At 73.3% G+C, this 22,710-nt stretch carries 19 protein-coding genes; 9 read left to right on the forward strand and 10 right to left on the reverse strand.

What is annotated here, in order from left to right; all coding sequences use genetic code 11:
* Positions 1–65: 65 nt before the first annotated feature.
* Both OO62_RS37205 and OO62_RS37210 read left to right on the forward strand, forming a co-directional pair.
* Positions 66–1,256, forward strand: coding sequence for a CPBP family glutamic-type intramembrane protease (locus OO62_RS37205; protein ID WP_051733772.1), 1,191 nt, complete (start codon positions 66–68; stop codon positions 1,254–1,256).
* A gap of 306 nt (positions 1,257–1,562) precedes the next feature.
* Positions 1,563–3,827, forward strand: coding sequence for a DUF4132 domain-containing protein (locus tag OO62_RS37210; RefSeq protein ID WP_129322910.1), 2,265 nt, complete (start codon positions 1,563–1,565; stop codon positions 3,825–3,827).
* A gap of 93 nt (positions 3,828–3,920) precedes the next feature.
* On the opposite strand, the gene OO62_RS31355 is transcribed toward OO62_RS37210, so the two are convergent.
* The 4 genes from OO62_RS31355 to OO62_RS31370 all read right to left on the reverse strand — a co-directional run bounded on the left by OO62_RS31355 (position 3,921) and on the right by OO62_RS31370 (position 8,156).
* Entirely contained in the window at positions 3,921–4,484 is a 564-nt protein-coding gene (locus OO62_RS31355; RefSeq protein ID WP_033271040.1) for a DinB family protein, read from the reverse strand.
* A 134-nt stretch (positions 4,485–4,618) separates the two neighbouring features.
* On the reverse strand, positions 4,619–5,503 hold the full coding sequence (locus tag OO62_RS31360) for an aminoglycoside phosphotransferase family protein (RefSeq protein ID WP_033271099.1): 885 nt from the start codon (positions 5,501–5,503) through the stop codon (positions 4,619–4,621).
* 133 nt (positions 5,504–5,636) lie between these two features.
* Positions 5,637–7,040: a M64 family metallopeptidase gene (locus OO62_RS31365; protein WP_078617453.1), complete on the reverse strand. Its 1,404-nt coding sequence runs from the start codon at positions 7,038–7,040 to the stop codon at positions 5,637–5,639.
* Positions 7,041–7,241: 201 nt separating this feature from the next.
* Positions 7,242–8,156 (reverse strand): NADP-dependent oxidoreductase, encoded by a 915-nt coding sequence (locus tag OO62_RS31370; protein WP_033271041.1) that lies wholly within the window; start codon positions 8,154–8,156, stop codon positions 7,242–7,244.
* 166 nt (positions 8,157–8,322) lie between these two features.
* Here OO62_RS31370 and OO62_RS41440 point away from each other — a divergent pair, with 166 nt between their 5' ends.
* Positions 8,323–9,588: a helix-turn-helix transcriptional regulator gene (locus OO62_RS41440; RefSeq protein ID WP_033271042.1), complete on the forward strand. Its 1,266-nt coding sequence runs from the start codon at positions 8,323–8,325 to the stop codon at positions 9,586–9,588.
* A 328-nt stretch (positions 9,589–9,916) separates the two neighbouring features.
* On the opposite strand, the gene OO62_RS31380 is transcribed toward OO62_RS41440, so the two are convergent.
* Positions 9,917–10,633: a hypothetical protein gene (locus tag OO62_RS31380; RefSeq protein WP_033271043.1), complete on the reverse strand. Its 717-nt coding sequence runs from the start codon at positions 10,631–10,633 to the stop codon at positions 9,917–9,919.
* 302 nt (positions 10,634–10,935) lie between these two features.
* On the opposite strand from OO62_RS31380, the gene OO62_RS31385 reads away from it, so the two are divergent.
* The 3 genes from OO62_RS31385 (at position 10,936) to OO62_RS31395 (ending at position 13,957) form a co-directional block, all read left to right on the forward strand.
* On the forward strand, positions 10,936–11,289 hold the full coding sequence (locus OO62_RS31385; protein ID WP_173675669.1) for a hypothetical protein: 354 nt from the start codon (positions 10,936–10,938) through the stop codon (positions 11,287–11,289).
* 239 nt (positions 11,290–11,528) lie between these two features.
* On the forward strand, positions 11,529–12,914 hold the full coding sequence (locus OO62_RS31390; protein ID WP_078617461.1) for a cytochrome ubiquinol oxidase subunit I: 1,386 nt from the start codon (positions 11,529–11,531) through the stop codon (positions 12,912–12,914).
* The gene (locus OO62_RS31395) at positions 12,911–13,957 is read left to right on the forward strand and encodes a cytochrome d ubiquinol oxidase subunit II (protein ID WP_033271045.1); all 1,047 of its coding nucleotides are present in this window, start codon (positions 12,911–12,913) and stop codon (positions 13,955–13,957) included. The genes OO62_RS31390 and OO62_RS31395 overlap by 4 nt, the downstream gene beginning before the upstream one ends.
* A 23-nt stretch (positions 13,958–13,980) precedes the next feature.
* Here the strand turns inward: OO62_RS31395 and OO62_RS31400 are convergent, their stop codons facing one another.
* Positions 13,981–14,799 (reverse strand): endo alpha-1,4 polygalactosaminidase, encoded by an 819-nt coding sequence (locus tag OO62_RS31400; RefSeq protein WP_033271046.1) that lies wholly within the window; start codon positions 14,797–14,799, stop codon positions 13,981–13,983.
* Between the two features lie 250 nt (positions 14,800–15,049).
* Here OO62_RS31400 and OO62_RS31405 point away from each other — a divergent pair, with 250 nt between their 5' ends.
* Together OO62_RS31405 and OO62_RS31410 are read left to right on the forward strand one after the other, a co-directional pair.
* The gene (locus tag OO62_RS31405; protein ID WP_051733774.1) at positions 15,050–16,687 is read left to right on the forward strand and encodes a hypothetical protein; all 1,638 of its coding nucleotides are present in this window, start codon (positions 15,050–15,052) and stop codon (positions 16,685–16,687) included.
* Positions 16,688–16,725: 38 nt separating this feature from the next.
* Positions 16,726–17,871, forward strand: coding sequence for a hypothetical protein (locus tag OO62_RS31410; RefSeq protein ID WP_033271047.1), 1,146 nt, complete (start codon positions 16,726–16,728; stop codon positions 17,869–17,871).
* A gap of 34 nt (positions 17,872–17,905) precedes the next feature.
* Here the strand turns inward: OO62_RS31410 and OO62_RS31415 are convergent, their stop codons facing one another.
* A complete protein-coding gene (locus OO62_RS31415; protein ID WP_033271103.1) occupies positions 17,906–18,814 on the reverse strand; it encodes a LysR family transcriptional regulator in 909 nt (302 codons plus the stop codon).
* 101 nt (positions 18,815–18,915) lie between these two features.
* Between OO62_RS31415 and OO62_RS31425 the strand changes: the two genes are divergently transcribed.
* Positions 18,916–20,193 carry an MFS transporter gene (locus tag OO62_RS31425; RefSeq protein WP_228332343.1) on the forward strand — a complete coding sequence of 426 codons (1,278 nt, stop codon included), beginning with the start codon at positions 18,916–18,918 and terminating at the stop codon, positions 20,191–20,193.
* Here the strand turns inward: OO62_RS31425 and OO62_RS31430 are convergent.
* From OO62_RS31430 to OO62_RS31440, 3 genes are read right to left on the reverse strand one after another with little or no spacing between them, the layout of a single operon-like run.
* On the reverse strand, positions 20,171–20,995 hold the full coding sequence (locus OO62_RS31430) for a M55 family metallopeptidase (protein ID WP_033271049.1): 825 nt from the start codon (positions 20,993–20,995) through the stop codon (positions 20,171–20,173). The two genes, OO62_RS31425 and OO62_RS31430, sit on opposite strands and share 23 nt — an antisense overlap.
* A complete protein-coding gene (locus tag OO62_RS31435; RefSeq protein ID WP_033271050.1) occupies positions 20,992–21,363 on the reverse strand; it encodes a 5-carboxymethyl-2-hydroxymuconate Delta-isomerase in 372 nt (123 codons plus the stop codon). Before OO62_RS31435 ends, OO62_RS31430 begins: the two co-directional genes overlap by 4 nt.
* 11 nt (positions 21,364–21,374) lie before the next feature.
* Positions 21,375–22,505 (reverse strand): prephenate dehydrogenase, encoded by a 1,131-nt coding sequence (locus tag OO62_RS31440; protein WP_033271051.1) that lies wholly within the window; start codon positions 22,503–22,505, stop codon positions 21,375–21,377.
* Positions 22,506–22,710 lie beyond the last annotated feature (205 nt).

The raw sequence follows: 22,710 nt of genomic DNA on the forward strand, positions 1-22,710 counted from the left end.
CTGTCGCTTCAGCGCCGGAGCTGCGGGCACACGTAGGCCCGGAGACCTGGCGGGAGGAGGAGCCGATGGCCACGAAGGAGAAGAGGGGCACGACGGAGCCCGGGCCCGCGTGGCGGGCCTGGGGGAGGGCGCTGCTCGGCGGCGCGGTGATGGCGGTCGCGCTGGGGACGGGGAACGCCCTGGGGGAAGCGCTGGTCAGGGCGCTCGACCTCGACGGCTACCCGGCGCAGCTGCTGCCCGCCGCGCTGGTCAGCGCCCTGGCCGTACCCGTCGTGCTGGCGTTACGCACCGGGCGGCCGGGCAGCGGGCGGCCACTGGGCCTCGGGACGCCCGCCTCCGCGGCACACGGCTTCGCCCGCGGCCTCGCCGTCACCACGGCGTGCGCCGCCCTCGTACTGGGCGGCGGTACGGCGGCCGGCTGGGTCCGGTGGTCCGGGCCGGACCCCGCGGCGCTGGTGTCGTTCCTGGTGGGCAACGCCCTGGTGGCCGTGCTGCTGGAGGCGTTGCCGGAGGAGACGACGCTGCGCGGGTACGCCTGGGCGTCGTTGCGTGACCGGTTCGGCGGGCTGCTTTCCGCCTTGGGCACCACCCTGGTCTTCCTGCTGGTGCCGGCCGCCTCGACCGTGGTGCAGGCCGGGGTCGCCCAGGCGGTGGGGGTGGACGCGCCGCCGATGGGCCTGGCGCCGGCCGGGCAGGACCCCGTCGCGTATCCGGTGCTGCTCTCGGTCTTCGGCCTCACGCTGATCGCGGCACGGACCGCTCCGGGGCGCGCCCCGCTGTGGGCGGCCATCGGCACGCACGTGGCCTTCCTGAGCGTCAACCGCGTGGTGTTCGAGGGCGGCCGCCGGGACGCGGGCTGGTCGGCGCACGTGTCTCCGGTGCACGCCGCGATCCTCGAACTGGGCTATCTGGCGGCCACCGCGGCGGTCTTCACCGGGGCGCGGCTGCTGGCGTCCCGCGGGCGCGCCCCGGCGTCCGGCCCGCGCACCGCAGTGTCCGGCCCGCGGGTCCGCGCGGCCGCGGCATGGCTCCGGCCGGTGCTGCCGTCCGGGCCGCGCGCCACGGCATCCGGCGGGCGCCGCGTCCAGCCCTCCGCGGCGACCACCTACAGCGTCGGCGTGTGGGCCGGAGGCGGATCGGGGCTCGTCCCACCGGTGCGGGTGCTCTCCCGCGCGTCGGCGCCCCTGCCCGGAGCCTTCAGCCGCGGCCGGCCGGGGGCAGCCGTGCGGCGAACCCCGGGAACGCGACGCCGCTGACCCGGGCCACGGCGGTCGCCGGGGCCCGGACGAGGCAGGGGCGGTGATCCCACCCGAGCGCGGCACACCGTGACCCCTCGCCCGGACGACGTCTCCGACACGGCTGTCACACGGGTCGGCCGACCGGCCTCAGGAGCACCTCGTCGACGGCCTCGACTTCGCGGGGCTGCCGGAGGGCCCACGCGCGGTCGGCGACCTGATCAGCCGTCAGGAAGGCGCCCTCGCCCGCGGGGAGCAGCCGCGACGGATCGCCCCTCGCATCCGCCCGGACCGCATTGTCAGACCCTGCCGCTACGGTCGGTCGGTATGGACGAACTGTCACCACACGCCGCGCAGTTGCGTGCCGCGATGGCCGGGCCGCAGCAGGACGCCGACTGGCCCGGCGGCCTCTGGGCCGCCTGTGACCAGCTGACCTCATGGGAACTGGGCGCGCTCCTGCCGGACGCCTACCGCACTCTCGCCGACGAGAGTGCTCCCGACCACGCCCGGCTCGTCGCCCGCCAGGTGACCTGGAGCAAGGTGTCCCCGTCCTTCACCGCCGCCACTCTCACCGCTCTCTACACCGGGCTGGCCGCCTCCCCGCGCCCCACCGATGTCCGCTACGCCGCGGGCGGATTGCTGCGCTGCACCGAACCCTGGGACGAACGGGAGCTGGCCGCCCCCGCGGCGGTCCTGGTGGCGGCGGCGCTGCGCAAGCCCGGCGAGTACGCCGACGCCGCGCTGGCGGTGGCCGCCGTGGCCGGCCCGAAGACCGAGCAGACGCTCGTCACCCGGCTGCGGACGGTCCATGCGGACAGCCCGCTGCGGCTCGCGGAGATCGAGGTGATCCTCACGACCGGACCACGTGAGCGGGCCGTGCTCGCCGAGGACCAGTGGCACGGCCCCTTCTCGGGCGACTGGCCGCCCCTGACGGATCCGGTGGCGGAGCGGACGGCCGACGCACTGCACGCCGAACTGGCCCGCCACGTGCTGCGTTCCGCCGCCGCCCACCTCGCCGCCCTGCACGCCGGAGAGCTTCCGTACGCCGCCGACCAGGCGTTCACCACGGCCGACGCGGACACCCTGCGTCGCGCCGCCCGGCTGGCGCTGCGGCGCGACGAGCCGTGGGCCGGGGAGGTCTTCAGCACCTTGCTGCCCCAGCTCGCGGTCGCCCCGACCGCCGCCAAGACCCTGCCCTCGCAGCGCGCCTGTATCGCCCTGGCGCAAGTCGTCGAGGCATGGCCGACCCCCGAATCCGTCGCCGCGCTGCGCGAGGCCCGCCGCGTCGTCCGGCACGCCGGAGTCACCAAGAAACTCGACCGCCTGCTGCGCCGCGCCGAACGCAACCTCGGCCGACGGCCCGAGGCCGCGCTCCGCCTCCCGGACCTCGGCCTCGGCCCCGACGGCAGCCGACGACTCCCGTGCGGCGACCACACCGCCGTGCTCACCGTCACCGACGAAGCCACGCTCACCTGGGAACGTGCCGACGGCCGCGCCCTGAAGTCCCTCCCGGCCGCCGCCCGCCGTGACCACCCCGACCACGTCACGGCCGCGCGTGACCTGCTGGGGAAGGCCCGCGCCCAGATACGCACCCTGACGCGCGCACTGGAGGCCGGCTACCTCGCGGGCGCCGTGTATCGCTACGACCGCTGGCGCGACGCCCTGGCCACCCACCCCGTGGCCCGAGGCACCGCCGGTCGCCTCATCTGGGAGGTCGAGCACGCCCCGGGGGACTGGCGGGCGTTCCTGCCCGCGGCCGGTCCGGCGGACCACCCCGATCCGGCTCCCGACCCGTCCGCCGCCGTCCGCCTCTGGCACCCGGCCCGCGCCACGCCGGCCGAGCGGGACCTCTGGCGCGACCGGATCGCGGACCTACGGCTGCACCAGCCGTTCCGCCAGGCATACCGAGAGCACTACCGGGCCCCGGAGTCCGGCCACTCCACCACCATGTTCCAGGGCCATCTGGTCCGGATCGAAGCGGTCCTCGGCCTGGCCGTGCGCCAGGGCTGGAACATCGAGGACGACATACTCGTCCTGCCGCTCGACGGGTTCACCGCCTGGCTCGGCATCGCCGGGAGCCTCTACCCGGGGGCCGCGGGTTGGGCGGAGGTCGGGGAGGTCACCCTCCGCCGTGCGGACGGCAGCCCCCAGGCACTGGCCGAATTGGATGCCGTCCGGCTGTCGGAGGTCCTCCGCTCTGTCGACCTCCTCATCAGCGCCGGCAGCTTCGCCTGGTGCGACGACACCCACGCGCACGGTCCTGAAGGCCGGCGGCAACTCAACCGCCTGTACGCCCAACCCCTCGGCCGGACCGCTCAGTTGCGGCGGGCGGCGCTGCGCCGCATCCTCGCCGACCACCTCACGTCCGGCCGCATGGAGCTGGACGACCGGCATCTGCGGCTCGACGGACACGACATCCACCTGGCCACCGGCCGGGTCACGAGGTCCGGTGACCCGGTCGAGATCGCGCTCCCCACGGGCCGCCAGGCCGTCCCGCTGCCCTTTCTGCCCTATGACGAAGCGTTGCTGGAACGCGTGGTCCGTACCGTGGCCCACCTGATGGAGAGGGAGGGATCGGCAGCGCACTCCTGAGGACGCAGGGCGCCTGCCGGACCTGAGGAACGGCGGGTGCCGCGTCACCACACCCGCTGGCCCCTCAAGCTGCCGACGGCAGTGCAGCGGCCGTCACCGGCCGATGGAACCGTCGATCGCCTCTCGCAGCAGATCGGCGTGGCCGTTGTGCCGGGCGTACTCGGCGATCATGTCCACCAGGAGGGCGCGCAGCGAGAACGGCTCGCCCGTTCTCTTACGGATCCCGGTCTCGTCGAGCGACGCGGCCGCGGCCGTGATCTGCCGGGAGCGCTCGCACTCCGCCCGCCAGAGGGCGAAGGCTTCCTCGACGTCGCCGCTCAGGTCGTCGAAGTCCTGGTCGGGGTCGTCGTCCGAGTAATGGAGCAGGGGCAGGTCCTCGCCGGCGAACTGGATGCGGAACCACCAGCGTTCGACGCCGGCCAGGTGCCGTACGAGTCCGTGCAGGGACAGCGACGAGGGCGGCATCGCGCGCTCCGACAGACGGCCCGGCGGCAGGCCGGCGCACTTGAGCTCGAACGTCGCCCGGTGCCACTCCAGCACCGCCCCGAGGGTCTCCCGCTCACTCCCGAGCGAGGGTGTCGGACGACGGTTGTCGCTGCTCAGCTGGGGTGCGTAGTGCTGGGGTGTCGCGTGCTGGGGAACGCCTGGCTCGGCCACCGGCTCGCCTCCTGAATCCGTCACGGCTGGTACGAGCCGAGTGTCGCAGGCACCACTGACATCCGGCCGCCGCCGCGTTGCCCGCGCCAAGTGCCCGCCGAACCGGCCCGGTTACCCGGCCCCCGCCGCCCCCGTCACCCGGCGTCCCCGTCGCCGGAGAGGAGTTCACCGAGGACGTGGCGCGCGATGGCCGCCATCCTCGGGTTGGTGTCCCGGTAGTAACGCAGCTCCATCAGCGCGACCGACAGGGCCCAGCCGCGCCCCCGCGCCCACGCCGCGTCATCGGCGGCCACCGCGGCACGGAAGACCCGGCGCCCCTCGGCGGGCAGCACGTACCACGCCACCATCAGGTCGACCGCGGGATCGCCCACGCCCAGGCAGCCGAAGTCGATGACGGCACCGAGCCGGCCGTCGGTGGTCAGCAGATTCCCCGGCTGCAGATCGGCGTGGATCCAGACGGCCGGCCCGTGCCGTTCCGGGGCCCGCAGCGCCGCCTCCCACACGGCTGTCGCCGCGTCGGCGTCGACCGCGCCGCGCAGTGAGCCGAGCGCGTCCCGCGTGGCGTCGTCGCGCGCCAGGAGGGGTTCGCTGCGGTACGAAGGAGGCCCGCCCGTCGGATCGACTCCGTGCAACGCGACGACGAACGCAGCCAGGTCCTTGGCCAGCAGTTCGGGTTCGGCGAGGCGCCCGACGACCGGATTCTCGCCCGCCAGCCAGCTGTAGACGGACCAGGGGAAGGGGTAACCCTCGGCGGGTTCTCCCTTGCCCAGCGGCGTGGGAACGGCCGTGGGCAGTGCCGGTGCGAGACGCGGCAGCCACCTGTGCTCCTTCGCCACGTCACCGGCGGCCCCCGCCATCCGCGGGAGCCGTACGGCCATGTCCGCACCGAGCCGGTACATGGCGTTGGAGGTGCCGGCGGAATCGACCCGGGTCAGCGGCCGGTCCGCCCACTGCGGAAACTGCGCACCGAGCAGCCGGTGCACCAAGGAGACATCGATGTCCGCCTCATCGGCGTGCATCTTGCGCGAACTCACAGGCGTCCTCACCTTCTTGCGCCCCGAGGTGAGCCCTCGGTGCGGAGCAGTGCCCCGGGCGGGAGGGTTACGGTACCCGGCCCGCCCGGGGCACTCGGAACGCCGGCGGCACCGGGCCTTACGGGGCGATACGCCAGCTCAGCGACGTCGACAGCCGGGTCCGCAGTGCCGGGTCGCGGACCGCGCCGGTACGGTCGGTGGCGCGGGCGGTCAGGGTGTGCCGGCGGCCGTCGGCCGGAACGCCCAGGGTGCGTGGCACGACCGACAACTTGCCCCGTGCGGACCGCCGCTCCCGGCCGTCGACGTACCACCTCACCTGGGCGGACGCCGGCACGCCGACACGGATCCGGTCCCCTCGGCGCTGCACGCGGTCGGTGGCCACCGGGCTGCTCAGCACGCTCGCGAAGCGGTAGAAGCCCGCGATCATCGCCTCGCGGCCCGGGAGGTTGAACTCGCGGCCCAGCGTGCGCATGATCGAGTTGTCGGTGGGGCGGTTGAGCCCGTGCTCGTAGTAGCCGCCGCCCTCGTACGCGCCGACCTGTCCGCCGTCCGGCGACTCCTGGCCGAGCCAGCGGTACCACTTCTGCCGCTGAGCGGCCATCTGGTCGGCGGAGAGCGTGCTCAGGTTGGCCTCTCCCGGCTCCGGTCCGGTGTACGTGCCGGACTCCCCGTAGGCGTATTCGTCGGCGAGCTTGCCGAGGGAGTGTCCCGTCTCGTGCACCGCTATCTGGTCGGACCGGTCGTTGTCGGAGGAGGCGGTGGCGATCCCGTCGTAACCCACCTGCGAGGAGATGTCGTTGTAGCCGGCGCCGCCGTACTTGGTGGAGTTGGAGAGCACCACGACAAGGTCCGCGGCCGGGGCCTTGGAGGCGTACGACTCGACCTTGCCGGTGTCGACGCAGAGCAGCCGCTCGGTGCCGTCGCAGAAGAAGGCGGAGTCCAGGGCGGTGTCGCGGACCACGTCCTTGGTGGGGTCGCCGGAGACGCCGGAGTCGTTGGAGACCGCGTCGACCGCCCAGACGTTGAACAGACCGCTGTAGGAGGCGTAGGGCTCGACGGCGGTGATCCTGGCCCACTTGGCGCGCACGTCGGCGTGGAAGTCCTCCTGCTGGGAGGCCGTGTAGCCGTCACCGATGAAGACCACGTCGAGCTTGCTGCCGACGGGGCCGTTCTGCACGATCGGCGTCACGTCGCCGTCCCCGGCCGTGATCGCTGCCTTGGCGGACGGCGACAGCGGCTTGGAGGCCGGGACGGTGGTGTGCCGGGGGTGGCCGGACGTGCCGGTGAAGTACTCGACGCGCTGCGTGTGGTGGGCCTGCGAGGGCGAGGGGGCGGCCGGAGTCGCGCCGTCGGCCGTGGCCGCGGCGGCGGTTGCCGCACCGAGTGCCGCCAGCGCCACGCCGGCGGCCACGGCGGTCCGCAGGGAGAGACGACGACGGGACCCGCGCCGGGTGCCGCGTCCGGAGACGGGGTCCGCGGGACCGCGGCCTTCGGGGGTGTGCTCGGAGGTACGTCTGTGCATGGGGGGTTTCCTTCCGAAGCCCGCCGCGATGACGGCGGGTTGAGCCGGATTCAGGCGGGCTCAACGTAAGGGCTCCGGAGGCTCCAGGCAACGGATGGTGCCCAAGTGACAAAATGGAAGGTTGAGTTCAGGCTGAGGCGCACGGGGCGGCGCTCGGGCCCGGGGCCGCCGCATCGCCGACGGCCCCGGGCAACCACGTCGTCAGACCTCGATGATGAGCTTGCCGCGCACATGGCCGGCCTCGCTCAGCTCCTGGGCCTTGGCGGCGTCGGCGAGCGCGAAGGTCTCGGCGACGGGCACGGTCAGCTTCCCCTCGACGGCGAGCCGGGCGTGCTTGACCAGCCCCGCCCGGACCTGCTCCGACGGCGTACCGCCCGCCGAGAAGGGGACACCGTGCTCGGCGGCGTCCGTGGCGGCGATGGTGACGATGCGGTCCGTCGTTCCGCCGCGCAGCGCGATGGAGACCGGCAGCGCGTCGTGCCCGGCCGCGTCGAAGACCGCGTCCACACCCTGCGGGGCGGCCGCCCTGACCCGGTCGGCCAGGCCCGCCCCGTACGTCACCGGGACCGCGCCGAGGGTGCGCAGGAAGTCGTGGTTGGCCGGGGAGGCCGTCCCGATCACCGTCACACCGAGGGCCACCGCGAGCTGCACCGCGACCTGGCCGACCGCACCGGCCGCCCCGTGCAGCAGCATGGTCTCGCCCTCCACCACGCCCAGTTCGTCGAGCACGCGCTGAGCGGTCTCACCCGCGACCGGCAGCGCCGCCGCGGTCGCGAAGGACAGCTCGGCGGGCTTGGGCGCGATGTCCCCGGCGAGGGCGTACTCCGCGTAGGCGCCGGTTCTGGTCCAGCCGAAGACCTCGTCACCGACCGCCACCTCGGTGACCCCCTCGCCGAGCGCATCGACGATCCCGGCGAACTCCAGGCCGGGCACGGCGGGAAACGTGGTCGGATAGAACTGCTCCACCCACCCGTAACGGCGCTTGTAATCCAGCGGATTGACGCCGACGGCCACCACCTTCACCCGTACGTCCCCCGGGCCGGGCTCCGGCTTCCCGGTCTCTCGGAGGGCGAGCACGTCCGCGCCGCCGAATTCGTTGTACATGATCGCTCGCATGGCAGAACTCCCCGCTGAAGGCAATGAATGAGCCGGCCGGCAGGCCGCTCCCGCCGACGGCTTCAGCCTCGTCGCCGGGGAGCTGACCGCTCGCCGGCCATCCGGACAGTCCGGCCTGGCCGAAAGGCCAGCGCCGCCGTTCGCGCCGCTGACTACGCTGAGGCACATGGAGTTGACCGGACCCGGAGCCGTACCCGCCCTGACCGCCGCATACGAGGTGATCCGCCAGCCACTGGGCGAGATCCTGCCGCGGCTCTCCGCCGTCCTGGCCGAGCTGGTCCCGCACCGCGCCGCCGCCGAACTCTCCACGCACTGCGTCCACTCACCGTTCAAGACCTACGGCGATCCGGAGATCATCGACCGGCTCTCCACCGCAGACATGGCGCCACTGCTCGCCTCGGGCGTCCCGGGCCGACCGTGGCAGGGCACACTTCCCCTCGCCGGTGGTGAGCGGCCCGTCCTCGTCGTGACGAGCGATGCGACGCCCCGGCGCGCGGTCCTGCTGCTGGTACGCGAGGCCGACGCGCCGCCCGTCGACGAGCCGGCGACCGCGCTCGCCCAGACCCTCTGGGACGTGGTGACCAGCCACTTCGACCGGCTGGCGTCGGAGGCCATGCCCGGGGCGCTGGCTCGCTCGCGGACCGCCGCCGGGACCCGGGCGCGGGTGATCGCGGAACTCGGCGAGGCGTACTCGGCGTCGCTCACCGCGCTGCTGGGCGTGCTGCGCAGCCGCACCCTCGGCGACGCGGCGGCCCGGGCCACCGCCACGGACCTGGCGGTCTCGGCCCTGGTGGAGCTGCGCGCGGAGGCGGAGCGGGATCAGGAGATCGCCGAGGAGCCGGCCGGGCAGGCGTTCTCCCGGCTCGCCGACTCGCTCCGGCCGCTGGTGCGTTACAGCCCGGTCCGCCTGGAGCTGGGCGCGCCCGACTCCACCCGGACGGTCGCCGCGGACGTGGCGCACACCGCGCGGGTGATCGTCCGGGCCGTGCTGCTGAAGGTGCTGGAGCAGGAAACGGTGACCCGGGTGCACGTCGGCTGGCAGCTCACCGACGACGAGTTGCGCGCGACCCTACGGGACGACGGGCCCGGCACCCTCACCCACGACGTCCTGGCGCCGGGCCGGGTCACGGAACGGCTCGACGTGCTCGACGGGCGGCTCGACGTCGACGCCGTGCCCGGCTGGGGGACCACGATCGCGGCGACGATCCCGCTCCGGGTCTCCCAGGACCCGGCGCCCGACCCGCTCATCGCCCTGGGTGAACGGGAACTGGAGGTGCTGGCGCGGCTCGCGCTCGGGCACCGCAATCGGGCGATCGCGCAGGAGCTGCACATCAGCGAGTCGACGGTGAAGTTCCACGTGGCGAAGATCCTCACCAAACTGGGCGTCGCGTCGCGGGGCGAGGCAGCGGCCCTCTTCCACGCCGTGGCCTAGGGGCTGTCGTTTGGATCATGCCGGGCTCGCGGGGTCTGGCACCGCACTCCCCCAGCTAACGCTGGGGGTGCCCCCACGCCGCGTTGTCGTCGGTCGCCAGGGCTCCGCCCTGACTCCCTCCTCCGCCTTGCGATGCACGGCACCAGACCCCGCTCCCTGATCCGGCCTGATCCAACGGCCGCCGCGGCCCCCGTTCCGGCCCCGGCTCGTGACGGTGCCGGACCGACCAGAGCCAGACGTCCTCACCCACGACGAGACGGCGGAGTTGACGATCCTTGCGCACGGGGGCGAGCGTACCGAAGGGCGGTGTGCGGGGCGCCGGCCGCTGTCAGGCCAGGTGCTTGCCGTTGTCCACGTGCCGGGCCTTCGGCACGCCGCTGAACCGCGCGGCCTGCCCGGCCGGAGCCGTACGCATCGTGCGTTCCGCGCGGGCCCGCCGCTCAGCGGCCTCGTCCACCGGCGTCACATCGGTCCAGTAGATGTCGAGCATCGTCCGCAGCGACGTCGGCTCGCTCATCGGCCCTATGGGGACGGTGATGCTGTCCAGCGCCTGCCACAGCTCGTAGTCCGCCTGCTCGGCGACGCCGCTGCTCCTGGCGTGTGCCGCTTGGTGCTTGTGCACGGCGAGGGCGAGGTCGCGCAGGCGGTCCCGGTGGTTCTGCGCCACCTGGTGATTGATGGACCGGTTGATCTCCTTCTTCACGCGGTTGATCTCGGCCAGCGCGTTCTGCACCGTCCGGCTGAAGTTCGCCGCCCGGTGCCGCCAGGCGTCGTACTCCCGCTTGGAGGCGAACCACTCCTCCTTGCCGGCCTGCCCGCGGGCGAAGCACTCCAGCCGGAACTGCTCACGCTCCTCGCGACGCTTGCGCAGCACCGAGGAGTTCCGCTGGAAGAGGGTGTTGAGTGCGTCGCGGGTGCGGTCGATGAGGGCGGGGTCGATGAGTGCCGCCCAGGTCTCCTGGTCACGCGCGGGAGGGTGGGCGTTGTCGAGGACGAGCTGCTCGTAGCCGGCGTCGTCGAGTCGGGTGAGGTGACCTGCGTCCATCAGTCGGCCTCCAAGCCGGTTGTGGGCTGCTGCACCCATGGTGGCCGCACGGTGTGACGCCCGGCAGGGCGCACGGGGACAGGGGTGAACGCGCCCCTGGCATGGGCCAGTGGCGCGCCGTTGTCCGCAGGAGTGGTGCGGCGGAACCGGGCGCCGGAGGCCGGGCACCGCGGAAGCCGTCGGCTGCGTGGGGGCCGCGGGGCCTGTGACGCGTGAACAAGAGTTGAACGGCGGCGGGTGGTTGCCCGTATCTCCTCGTAGCCGTGCCCCATGGGGGTTCGTCCACGATGCGAGGAGGGCCCATGAGTGAATCTGGTAACCCGGTGCCGATCCAGGCCATGCCGGACGGAGACGCCGAACTGTCGCTGGTGGTCCGGCTTCAGTGGGAGGACGTGGCCGCGCTCGGCCAGGAGGCGTCCCGGCTCGCCGCCCGCTACAAGCGTCCGGTCGGCCTCGATGAGGCGGCCAGCCACCGGCTGCGCATCCGGCGGGCCGCGCCACCCCATCCCACGACGGTGGCGCAGGAGCGGGCGCAGCCAGCCGTGGCGGCCGCCACCACCACCGTGTCACCGCTGCCCGCCCGCTCCCCCCAGGAACAGGCCCGGCAGGCGATCGAGAAGATCAACGGCAGCGCGCTCGGGCACGAGACGGCGTAGCCGGACAGCGGGACGGCGGCTGGGCCGACGGAGCGAAGATCATCGGCCCAACGGCGCAACGCCCGCCGAGGCAGCGTGCCGCCGGCCGTCCGCCGGTGATTGTGTGACGAGCCGGGCCCGACCGGCGCTGTGTCCCGCAGGACTGGGGCCCTGCACCGAGGAGGCAGGCACCCGTGCACATCACCGGCGCACTGCTGGCGGACACCGCCCCGGCCCAACTGCTGCCGGCCAGGCAGCTCATGGCGTTCACTCTGGCCTCGCACATCACCCTGGTGCCCCTGGGTGTGGCGCTGCCGCTGATCACCCTGATCATGCACCGGCGCGGATTGCGCCACAACGACCCGGTGGCCCTGCTCCTCGCCAGACGCTGGTCGGCCGTCATGGCGGTGCAGTTCGCGGTGGGCGTGGTGACCGGCACCGTGCTGTCCTTCGAGTTCGGGCTGCTCTGGCCGGGGCTGATGGGCAAATGGGGCGCGGTCTTCGGCATCGGCTTCGGCGTGGAGGCGTGGGCGTTCTTCCTCGAAGCCGTACTGATCGCCGTCTACCTCTACGGCTGGCGCAGGCTGAAGCCGCGTACGCACTTCCTGCTCGCTCTGCCGCTGCCCGCCGCCGCGCTGCTGGGTGCCTTCGGGATCCTGGCGGCGAACGCCTGGATGAACACGCCCGGAGGGTTCACCCTCGACGCGCAGGGCAAGCCCATGGACGTTGACGTCCGGGCGGCGCTCTTCACCGCGATGCTCGGCCCGCAGTACTGGCACTTCGTCGTGGCGATGCTGGTCACCGCGGGGTACGTGGTGGCCGGGGTCTACGCCGTCGGCTGGCTGCGCGGCCGCCGGGACCGCTACCACCGGCTCGGCTTCACCGTTCCCTTCACCCTGGCCGCGGTCTTCACCCCGGTGCAGTTCGTCCTGGGGGACTCGCTCGCCCGCTCCGTCTTCCACGAACAGCCGGTGAAATTCGCCGCGACGGAGATCGTGTGGCGGACCGACACCCATGTGCCGGAGTACATCTTCGGCCGGCTGCACCCCGACGGGCATGTCTCCGGCGGCATCAGGATTCCCCAACTCGACTCGATGCTGGCCGGGTTCACGCCCGGTACGAAGGTGACCGGGCTGACCTCCGTGCCGGCGGACGCCCGCCCGACGGCCACCCAGGCCACCCTCGCCCACTGGGCCTTCGACCTCATGGTCGGCATCGGGTCGCTGCTGGTCCTGCTCGCGCTCTGGTTCGCCTGGAGCCGGCTGCGGCACCGTCGGCTGCCCGCCTCACCGTGGTTCTTCCGCGGCGCGGCCTGCGCCGGCGTGGCCTCCGTCGTCGCAGTCGAATGCGGCTGGATCACCGCCGAGGTGGGCCGCCAGCCCTGGATCGTCTACGGGCACATGCGCATCGCCGAGGCGGTGACCCCGACCCGGGCCCTCACCCTGTGGATCATGTTCGGCCTGGTGCTGCTGGTGTACGTCTTCATCTTCGGCTCGCTGCTGGCCGTACTGCTGAAGATGCGGACGCGCTGGCGGGCCGCCGACGGACGCACCGGAACCGCGCGGGACGAGGGGCCGGAGAGCGACACCCCTTACGGGCCCCGCTCCCGGGTGCCGGCCGGTCCCGACCGGGACGGTGGCGGATGATCGCCGACCTCATCGCCGTCCTGCTGCTGCTCGTGGTCGCCGCCTACGCCTGCGCCGGCGGAACGGACTACGGCGCCGGGTTCTGGGACCTCACCGCCGGCGGAGCCGAGCGCGGGCGGCGGCCCCGATGGCTGATCGACCACGCCATGGCTCCGGTGTGGGAGGTCAACAACGTCTGGCTGGTCTTCGTCTTCGTCATCATGTGGACCGGGTTCCCGGTCCTCTTCCAGACGGTGTTCTCCGCGATGTGGGTCCCGCTGGCGCTGGCCGCCGTCGGCATGGTCCTGCGCGGTGCCGGCTTCGCGCTGCGCAAGCCCGTACGCCGGATCGCCGGCCGCCGGCTCTACGGCGCGGTGTTCGCGCTGGCCTCCCTCCTCACCCCCTTCTTCCTGGGCGCGGCCGTCGGAGGCATCGCCTCCGGCCGGGCGGCTCCGGGCACCGAGGCGTCGGCGGAGGCATGGTCCAACCCGACCTCCGTGCTCTTCGGGCTGCTCGCCGTCGTCACCACCGCCTTTCTCGGCGCGGTCTTCCTGGCCCGCGACGCCGACCGCTTCGACGCGCCCGACCTCGTCGGCTACTTCCGGCGGCGGGCGCTCGGCAGCCTCGTCGCGCTCGTCGCCCTGACGGCCGTCATGCTGACCGTCACCCGCACCGACGCCCCGCACGTCTGGCACGGACTGACCCACGGCGCGGGCCTCGCCCTCGTTCTCCTGGCCGGCGTCTGCTCCCTGGTCACCGGGTGGCTGCTGGTGCGCAGGTCCGGCGCGTGGTCACGGGCCACGGCGGTCGGCGTGGTCGCGGCGGCGGTGCTCGCCTGGGGCGTCGCCCAGCGGCCCTACCTCATCCCCACTTCCCTGACGGTGGCCGAGGGGGCGGGCGCTCCCTCGGCGCTGCGCTGGCTGGGCCTGGTCATCCTCGTCGCCGTGGTGCTGATCGCGCCGGCCGTGGGCCTCCTGTACTGGCTCGACACGCACGGCGAGTTGGAGCCGCTCTCGGACGCCGATCTGCGCGGCACCGAACCGGACCACAGTGGCGAGCGCTGACACCTCCGGCCCCCGGGCGTGCCTCAGCAGCGCTCGTCGACGTACCCCTCGGCGCCGGCCGGAACGACCTCGCGGTCCCGCAGCGTGACGGACAGCTTCCTGCCCCAGGCGCGGCAGGCGGCGGTGAAGCCCTTCCTGGTGTATTCGATGACGAAGATGCGGTTGTGGTAGGCGTCCGCGAAGTCGGTGCATTCGTCGTAGCGGGTGCATTCCTCGACCACCGCGAAGTCGAAGCCGATCGCGCCGCGGCGCGGCAGCAGATCGGTGGTGTTCTTCTGGGCGATGGCCAGCCGCTGCTGATGGGCGCGGCGCGCCAGCAGCTGCGCGAACGCGGCCGCGTGCCGGGCGGTGAGCCGGCCGTGGGACCGTTCGTAGGAATCGAGGTTATCCGGTTCCACGGCGTCGAATCCCGCCGTGGCGCAGCCGTCGATCCACGGGCCGACGACGTCCATGAGGGCGGTGCGTTTGGCGGCGGTGGAGATGTCCAGCAGCGATTCGTGCCAGTCCTCGTCGACGACGGGCTTTCCGTGCCCGTCCCGCAGCAGCAGATCCGGATGGTGTGCGTTCCAGAAGCCGGTGGCGTCGGGCTGCGCCTGGAAGGCATTGACGTAACAGACGTTGTAGCGGCCGGCGGCGGGCTTCGCCGTGCGGTCACGGGAGACCGCCCGCACGTCGGCCGGCGGCGGATAGGCGCCGCCGAGCTGGTAGTCGAACATCGCGTTCGCGGCCGGGAGCCGCACCGAGCCGTCGGATTCCTTGGGGGATCGAGCGGGGGAGCAGGCCGTGCCGAGCGCGAGGGCCAGGACACCGGTGATGGCGACAAAAGGACGAAGTGGGCGCACGGGGCGAGCTTACGCGGGGTGATCACGGTCCCGGAGTGCGGGTTCCGCCGCGGCGACGCTCCGTGCCGCGGTGTCCACCGGGAAGTCTGTTTCCCCGTCAACCATCGGAGCATTCGCATGGCATCACGCCGGCAACGGCGAGGCTTATCCGATCTTCTGTCGAAAGCATTCCATACTGCCGCCGGATACCGGAACCGTGACCGGCGGGAATGCGCTTCTCCCGGTCCGGGCGAGCGGCGAGAGGACGGGAATGCCCGAGGAGTTTTCGGAACGGCGCCGGGCGACGGCCTGGCTGCGGCGCACCGCCGGGCCGAGTTTCGACGACCGTGCCGAGGGGCCCGCCGAAGAGCACCTCGACGACGACCTCGGGCCCGGGCACCCCGCACTGGGACCCGGCCGGCTCTACCGCAGGGTGAGCGGGGCCGACCGGCACGCGCGGGAGGTGACCCCGCAGGAACTCGACACCCTCGGCGACCCCATGGCCACCCTGTTCTTCCGGCGGAACGCCTTCCCGATGTCCGTGCAGGAGCTGCTCGACGGCCTCCCCGCCGCACCCGGCCAGCCCAAGGTCTATCTGGTGAGCGAGGCCGGCACGATTCCGCCCGACGCCGCACCGCACCTCCGGCGCGACATCCGCTTCGCGATCACCTACGCCGTCCAGGGCAACGAAGCCGACCTGCTGATCAGCACCGGCGCCAACAGCGACCCCCGGACGACCTTCCTCCAGGTCGCCTCCTGGGACGAGCGCAACGAGGTCTTCAACTACTACATGCGGGTCACCCCGAGCTGGGTGTGGACCGGCAGCTCCTGGGACGCGCTGGCCGCCCCGTCCCGGGGCAAGGGATGCTTCGACAGCCACATCAACGGCAGCGTCGTGATGAAGGAACTCAAGCAGCCCTGGCTCAACTGGCAGTCCCAGTCGGCCGCCATCCAGCTCGCCGAGGACGACCCGCTGCGCGAGGACCCGCTGTACCGGAGGGTGATCGGCGCGGAGAACCTGGAGCCGACGGTCCGCTCGCAGATCACCCGGTGGACCCGGGGCCGGCTGCGTGCGGTCACCGACGGCGGCACCGTGCAGCACCCGGACCACCTGCTGCGCCAGCTGTTCACCACGACGACGGTCAACCTCACCAGCACCGCCACCCAGAGCGCCGCGGTCCGCCCCGACGACGACCCGCTGCACCTGCCCATGGGCTTCTGGCTGAACAACGACGCGCTGCTCGACGACCTCGAACTGGAGGTGGACGCCGCCGTCCCGGCCGCGCCCGCCGCCCTCTACACCGAGGGCCTCGACCGCTTCGGCTTCCGGCTGGAGGAGAAGGCCAGCGGCTTCAGCCGGCCCGGGGACACCTTCTTCGCCTTCGTGGTGCCCGAAGCGGCCCTGGAGGACAACGCCGTCATCCGGGCCCTGTGGCAACAGGGCCTGATCACACCGAAGTTCGCGGCCGCCGCGCTGATGGTCGACTTCCCCAACCCGGTCTTCAGCGCCGACCGCGCCCGGCTGATGCGGTACGTGCCCACCGAGGCCACCGCCGCCGCCGGGCTCGGCGACCGGATCGCCGAGCGGATCGTGGCCGCCGCCGGCCAGCTGCCCGCCGACAGCCCCGAGGGGCGGTTCGCCGCACATTGGAGCCGTCCCGAGGACACCTGGCGCGCCGACTTCGCGCAGCGGCTGACCGCCTACCTGGAGCACGTCCAGCAGCGGATCACCACTGCGGACGGCTTCGACGACTACGTCCGGCTGGCCGAGTCCCGCCGCCGGCAGTTCAAGGCCATGAAGCTCCACGAGTTCGAGCTGACCCTGCCGGTCACCGACATCCCCGAGACCGCCCCCACCCTGCGGATGCGCGAGGACGCCACCGTCACCGCACTCACCGCCCAGCCCTGAACGCGCCCTCGCGCGCCCATCCACCGAGGAGCACCACCATGACCACCCTCAGCAGCTACGGGCCACCCGGCGGGCTCACCGACCTCAGCGACTTCGGCCGCAAGGCGTGGGACGTCTTCGTCTCCGACAACATCGACGCCGCCATCAAGGGCCCCGACCCCGCCGAGGTGCTCAACGACGGCCCGCGGTCGCAGTTCTACAACCTCACCAAGACCGACACCGCCCCCGACGCGCAGACCGCGACCGTCAGCTGGACGGCGTTCCCGCGCCTCCTCAAGGTCAACTCCACCTCCGACCTCCAGCGCTGGAAGAAGGCCGAGGCCAGCCGCAAGGTCCAGGACGAGTACTGCGAGTGGAGCGTCACCCGCACCAACGGCAAGATCACCCGGGCCACCTTCACCTGCGAGGGGCCCGAATACTGGGACGTCCTCGCGAAGACCAGCCCCGAAACCGTGCTGCGCCTCTACCGCCGGCACATCAGCCCCGACGTGCAGGAGGGCGACCTCTTCGTCAACGGCGCCTACGACCGCTTCAACAAGTGGAACAGCACCACGACCAACGGGGCGATGCACCTCATCCAGAAGAACAACACCCTCGCCGCGGAGATCGAACTGGCCGCCGCCGCGACCCTCCGCCGGGTCATCGACGGCACCGAACTCACCGCCGAACAAGAACTCATCAAGTGCAGCCGCTACGGCCAGGCCGAGCGCAACAGCGACCCCCACATCGGCGGCTCGGTCAACGCCCTCGCCCGCCAGAAGGCGGACATCAGCCTCGCCGACCCGGTCGGCCTCTACTTCGACGGCCTGTCCACCGAGGGCTGGGAAACCCCCGACGGCTCCGACCCGCAGAGCTACTGGAGCTACGAGCGCGGCGACGCGGAGCACCGGGTACGCGCCGTGTACGAGGTCCCCGCGAACAAGGGCTTCACCGTCGGCGACATCACCATCAACGGCCGTGCCCTCCAATTCGGCGCCCAGATCGCCGACTTCATCACCATCAAGCTCGTCGCGGTGGCCTGCCGCTTCGGACAGAGCACCACCGCCCCGCAGACCGCCTGCCGCCAGGACTCCCCGGCCGAACTCGCCCGCCCGGAAGAGGCGTTCGTGGCCAGCGCGTTCTCCGCCTACGGATACCTGGGCACCGCTCCCGGGCAGGCCCTGCGGCCCACCCGCAACGCCTGACGCACCGCGGCCGGCCATGCCGGACCGGCCCCGGTCACCGCGCGATCAACGGGCGCAGTTCCGGGGCCAGAGCCGTGGTCAGCGCGCGGAAGACCGTCACCTCCGGATCGGCGTCGTCCGCGCGCACCGCGAGATAGCTGCTCTCCCAGGGGGCGTCCAGTACGGGGACGAACGCCGCCCCCGGCCAGGCGTAGTAGCGGGCGAAGGACTTCAGGCCCGAACCGGCCGTGCGTCCCGCGACCACACCGGTCAGTACGTCCTGCGGGGTCAGCGCGACATCGGGGCCGCGCCGCCGTGCCACGTGCTGGAAATACAGGTAATCGGTGAACGGCGACGGGGTATGGCCCGGCACCCGGACGAACGGGAGGTCGACGATGTCCGCCATGCGCACCCCCTCGTCCCGGGCGTCCGCGAGCGCGGAGGCCGCCGGCACCGCGACGACGCGCTGCTCCGTGGTGAGCACGTCCACGGCGATGCGCGGATCGTCCGGCGCCGGCCGTACGAAGGCGACATCGACCCGGTCCTCGGTCAGCGCGGTGACGTGTTCGGTGAAATCCAGGATCCGCAGCTCGACGGGCACCTCGGGGCGGGCCCGGCGGAAGGCGTTGACCGCGGCGGGCGTCAGTTCCGCCGAGCCGTGGCCCATGATGCCGACCCGCAGCGGGCGGGGAGCGTCCGGCCGCGGCTCCCGTACGACGTCGGCGAGGTCGTCCATCGCGGCGTTCGCGGCGGCGAGCAGCGTGCGGGCGTGCCCCGCCAGCCGGGCCCCGGCGCGGGTGGGGGAGACCGGGTTGCGGTGCAGCAGCTGGGTGCCGAACTGGCTCTCCAACTGCCGTATGTGCTGGGTGACCGCGGGCGGCGAGAGGAACAGCCGGGCGGCGGCCCGTTTGAAGTGCCCCTCCTCGACCACCGCCAGGAAGGACGACAGCAGGCGCAGATCCATGCCGAGCACCCTACTGGCCCGCTCCCCACCGGCCGGAGCGGCGTTCAGGAATGCTGAACGCGTGCTGCGCCCGGCGGCCCCCGGCGCGAAAACTGACCGCCATGAGCACCACGACGAAGCGTCGCGGGCGGCCCGAAGCCCCCGTCACCGCCCGGACTTCCACCGCCACCTCCCCACCCCCGCGCCGGTACGGGCCGCGGGTGGCCTGGACGATGACGGCCTCGGGCTGGAGCGCCAACCAGTTCTCCGCCCTGCTGGGCGCCTACCGCACCGAGACGGGACTGTCGCAGTCCGCGGTGACCGGCCTCTTCGCGGTGTACGTCGTCGGCCTGATCCCCGGGCTGCTGGCCGGCGGCCCGCTCGCCGACCGCTACGGCCGCCGCCCGGTGACGCTCACCGCGCTGGGCCTCAACCTGCTGTCCACCTGCTTGCTGATGGCGGGCGCGGCAGCCCCCTGGTGCCTGCTGCCGGGGCGCTTCGTGACCGGCGTCGGCGCGGGCGCGCTGCTGGCCGCCGGCAGCGCCTGGGTCAAGGAGCTGTCCTCCCCGCCGTACGACCCGGACGGGGCGCCGGCCACTGCCGCGAAGCGGTCGGGGATGTTCGTCTCCGCGGGCTTCGCCTCCGGCGGCCTGGCCGCCGCACTGATCGCCCAGTGGGCGCCGGCCCCGATGGTGACCGCGTATCTGCCGCACCTCGCCCTGGCGGTCGGCGCGGGCGCGGCCGCGTACCGGGCTCCTGAATCACTGCCGGCGCGCGCCCGGCCCGGCGCGGCCGTACCGCCGACGGACCCGGTCCCGTGGTCCCGTTTCCGGCGGACGATCCTGCCGTTGGCGCCCTGGGTCTTCGCCGCCCCGGCGATCGGTTTCGTCACCCTGCCCGGTCTGGTCGCCGGCGGGCTGACCGGCTGGCAGACCGTCTACGCCGGCGTCGCCACCGCCCTCGCACCGGGCTGCGGGCTGGCCGTCCAGCCACTGGCCCGCTTCCTGGCCGCCCGCCACCGCCTCGCCCGCGGCACAGCCGGACCCCTGACGATCGCGCTCGGGCTGGCGGTGGCCGCGACCGCCGCGGCCACCGCGCAGCCCTGGTGGGCACTGGCCGCCACCGCGATCCTCGGCGCGGGCTACGGCCTCACCCTCAGCTTCGCCCTCACCGAGGTCACCGCCCTCGCCCCGCGGACCGCCCTGGCCCGGCTGACCTCGTTGTTCTGGACCCTCGCCTATCTCGGCATGTTCGCCCCGTACGTCATCACCGCGCTGTCCACCGCCTTCGGGGCGCCGGCCCTGCTCCGGACGGGCGCGCTGCTGGCGGTGGGGTCCTGCGTCCTCTTCGGGTGGCTGAACCGGTCGCGGCGCGCCGTCACTCCGCGATCCCCCGGGTGAGCAGCACAACGGCCACGAAGGTCCGGTACAGCCGGATCGGGTCGTCGTCCGTGACCCGGACGGTCAACTCGTCGGTGCGCTCCACCCGGTTGATCCACGTCGCCATCTCGGCCAGGTCCGCGTTGCGGAACCGGACGGTGAGGGTGGCCGGCAGCTCGATCGCGGGCGGGGCGGCGTGCGGCAGCCGCAGCACCGCCTCCCGGGCTGCCTCCGCGATCACCTCGCGTGCCTCCTCCGGGTGCAGGCTGTCCGCCGCGAAGCGTGACACCGAGTCCTTGACGACCGCCGCGCCGATGCCGGGACAGAACGGTGCGGCCTGCTCGGCCGTCGCCCGGTCGCCGGTGATCAGCACCACCGGCACACCGTGCCCGAGCGCCACCAGGGCGTTGACGCCGCTCTCGCCCGCTGACACCCCGTTCAGCCGCACCCAGGCGATCGCCCGGGGGTTGTAGGTGTGCGACAGGGCGGACGCGGCGCCGTCCATCGAGCCGTGGTACGAGACGAAGAAGACGCCGTCGAACGAGGCGTCCAGGCCCTGCATCATGTAGAGCGGTTTGTGCCGGCCGGACAGATAGCGGGCCCGGCCCGCGAGCCGGTCCGGCCGGAGGTTGGCCATCGCCCCGTGCGCGTCGTTGACCAGGAACGCGCCGGCACCGGCGGCCATGGCGCCTTCGATCGCCGCGTTCACCTCTGCCTGCAGCAGCTCGCAGAAGTACGCGTACCGGTCGCCGGACGCCCGGCACTGTTCCCAGTCGACCACCCCGGCGGTGCCCTCCATGTCGGAGGAGACGAAGATCTTCATCGTCCGTCCACCGCCACGTACTTCGCGTACGCCGCGCTCAGCTCCCGTACGTCCACCGACGCATGGACCGCGACGCCGGATGCCGAAGCGGTGTGACGGCGCACGAGCTGCAGGACCGCCGCGCTCAGCGCCGACCTGGCCTGCGGCGTCCGGCCCGGAAGGATCTCCAACTCGACATGGATCAGCGCCTGTTGGTGGTCACCGTGCGCGATGACGACCTCCTCGGCGCACCGGAAGCGGGTCTTGCAGGTCTCGACGGTGATGCCGTCGACCGTACGGGCGGCCAGCGCGTGCAGTTCGAGGGCGAAGCGGCGGCGATCGAGGACCTCCTGAAGCGCCCGGTCGTACTCGACGATGATGTGCGGCATGTGCGTGCTCCTCAGTGGGACTCGGTCGGGTGAGCGGGCGGCCGGCGGCGGACCGACCAACCCCGGCTGCGCAGGACTTCGGCAAGCGGATCGGCGGCGTCCGGGGCCACCAGGAGTACGACCGCGCCACCGGGTGGAGCCGGGGCGTCCGCCCCGTCCGGCAGGACCACGTCCTCCAGTTCCAGCCGCGCCGCGTCCACGTCCCCGAGCAGCCGCGCCAGTTCCCGGTCCCGGTCCGCGCCGACGGTCACCGAGAGCACGGCGGTCGGTTGCGCCGAGGGCCCGCCGTGCGGAGCCGCGACCCGGGTCCGGCCCTCGGCGCCGCGGCGCAGCAATCGGGTCAGCTCCGCCAGTGCCTCGCCCTGCGGCCGCGGATCGTCCCCGGCCAGGCGGGCCAGCGCGGCGGCCGCGGTCTGCAGGTCCGCGCCCAGCTCGGCGAGCAGCGGACCGACGGCGGCGGCGTTGGCGGCGAGGATGTCCGCCCACAGATCCGGCTCGCCGGCCGCGGCCCGGCTGACGTCCCGCATGCCACGGCCGGCGAGCCGCACCGCGTGGTCCGTGCCCTCCAGCAGCCGGGCCGCGGTCAGGCTCGCCATCAGACGGGGCAGATGGGAGGCCAGCGCCACCGCCCGGTCGTGCTCGGACGGCTCCAGCAGCACCGGCACCGCGTTGCACAGCGAGACGAGTTCCAGGGCGCGGTTCAGGGCGAGTTCACCGGTCTCCGGGGTGGGCGTGAGCACCCAGGGATGGTCCTCGAAGAGATCGGCGCGGGCCGCGAGCGGACCGGAGCGCTCCCGGCCCGCCAGCGGGTGCCCGCCCACCAGGCTGGTGGTGTCACATCCGAGCGCCAGGCACTGGGCGTGCACCAGCTCCTTGACGCTCGCCACGTCCGTGTACGTCCGGGCCAGCTCGGCCTTCTGATGGTCCGCCAGGGCCCTGGCGGTGTGCGACGGCGGGACGGCGATGACCGCGATGTCCGCCGGCGCCGAGGGTAAGCCGGGTATTCCCGCACCACGGGCGGCGGCGATCCGTAGCCGGTCCGGGTCGCGGTCGATCAGGTGGGTGGTCACTCCCCGTTCGGTCAGGGCAAGGGCGATGGACGTACCGATGAGACCGGTGCCGACGACTGCAGCGCTGTGCAAGGGGATGCTCCTCGAAGGGGGACGGTGCGCCGCCGGCCGGCCGGGGGACTGCGCCGTCCCCCGTCGGTCGGCGGCTCGTTCGACGGGTGCCAGCCGTGCGCCCGATGGAACTCCACCTTGTCGGCGCCGGGCAAGGGGGCCTGCTCGGCGCCGGAGGGACAGCCGGCCCGCGGCCGCCGGGCCCGCGCGCCTCCGACGCCTGGTC

Source organism: Streptomyces lydicus, assembly GCF_000717345.1.
In the GTDB taxonomy this organism is placed as follows: Bacteria; Actinomycetota; Actinomycetes; order Streptomycetales; family Streptomycetaceae; genus Streptomyces; species Streptomyces lydicus.

What these genes read in the sequence shown, in the direction of transcription:
- OO62_RS31390 (WP_078617461.1), top strand. Translation starts at nt 11,529, where the DNA reads ATGGCGTTCACTCTGGCCTCGCACATCACCCTGGTGCCCCTGGGTGTG.
- OO62_RS31415 (WP_033271103.1), bottom strand. Translation starts at nt 18,814, where the DNA reads ATGGATCTGCGCCTGCTGTCGTCCTTCCTGGCGGTGGTCGAGGAGGGG.
- OO62_RS31410 (WP_033271047.1), top strand. Translation starts at nt 16,726, where the DNA reads ATGACCACCCTCAGCAGCTACGGGCCACCCGGCGGGCTCACCGACCTC.
- OO62_RS31425 (WP_228332343.1), top strand. Translation starts at nt 18,916, where the DNA reads ATGAGCACCACGACGAAGCGTCGCGGGCGGCCCGAAGCCCCCGTCACC.
- OO62_RS37205 (WP_051733772.1), top strand. Translation starts at nt 66, where the DNA reads ATGGCCACGAAGGAGAAGAGGGGCACGACGGAGCCCGGGCCCGCGTGG.
- OO62_RS31430 (WP_033271049.1), bottom strand. Translation starts at nt 20,995, where the DNA reads ATGAAGATCTTCGTCTCCTCCGACATGGAGGGCACCGCCGGGGTGGTC.
- OO62_RS31365 (WP_078617453.1), bottom strand. Translation starts at nt 7,040, where the DNA reads ATGCACAGACGTACCTCCGAGCACACCCCCGAAGGCCGCGGTCCCGCG.
- OO62_RS31435 (WP_033271050.1), bottom strand. Translation starts at nt 21,363, where the DNA reads ATGCCGCACATCATCGTCGAGTACGACCGGGCGCTTCAGGAGGTCCTC.
- OO62_RS41440 (WP_033271042.1), top strand. Translation starts at nt 8,323, where the DNA reads ATGGAGTTGACCGGACCCGGAGCCGTACCCGCCCTGACCGCCGCATAC.
- OO62_RS31395 (WP_033271045.1), top strand. Translation starts at nt 12,911, where the DNA reads ATGATCGCCGACCTCATCGCCGTCCTGCTGCTGCTCGTGGTCGCCGCC.
- OO62_RS31380 (WP_033271043.1), bottom strand. Translation starts at nt 10,633, where the DNA reads ATGGACGCAGGTCACCTCACCCGACTCGACGACGCCGGCTACGAGCAG.
- OO62_RS31385 (WP_173675669.1), top strand. Translation starts at nt 10,936, where the DNA reads ATGAGTGAATCTGGTAACCCGGTGCCGATCCAGGCCATGCCGGACGGA.
- OO62_RS31360 (WP_033271099.1), bottom strand. Translation starts at nt 5,503, where the DNA reads ATGCACGCCGATGAGGCGGACATCGATGTCTCCTTGGTGCACCGGCTG.
- OO62_RS31370 (WP_033271041.1), bottom strand. Translation starts at nt 8,156, where the DNA reads ATGCGAGCGATCATGTACAACGAATTCGGCGGCGCGGACGTGCTCGCC.
- OO62_RS37210 (WP_129322910.1), top strand. Translation starts at nt 1,563, where the DNA reads ATGGACGAACTGTCACCACACGCCGCGCAGTTGCGTGCCGCGATGGCC.
- OO62_RS31405 (WP_051733774.1), top strand. Translation starts at nt 15,050, where the DNA reads ATGCCCGAGGAGTTTTCGGAACGGCGCCGGGCGACGGCCTGGCTGCGG.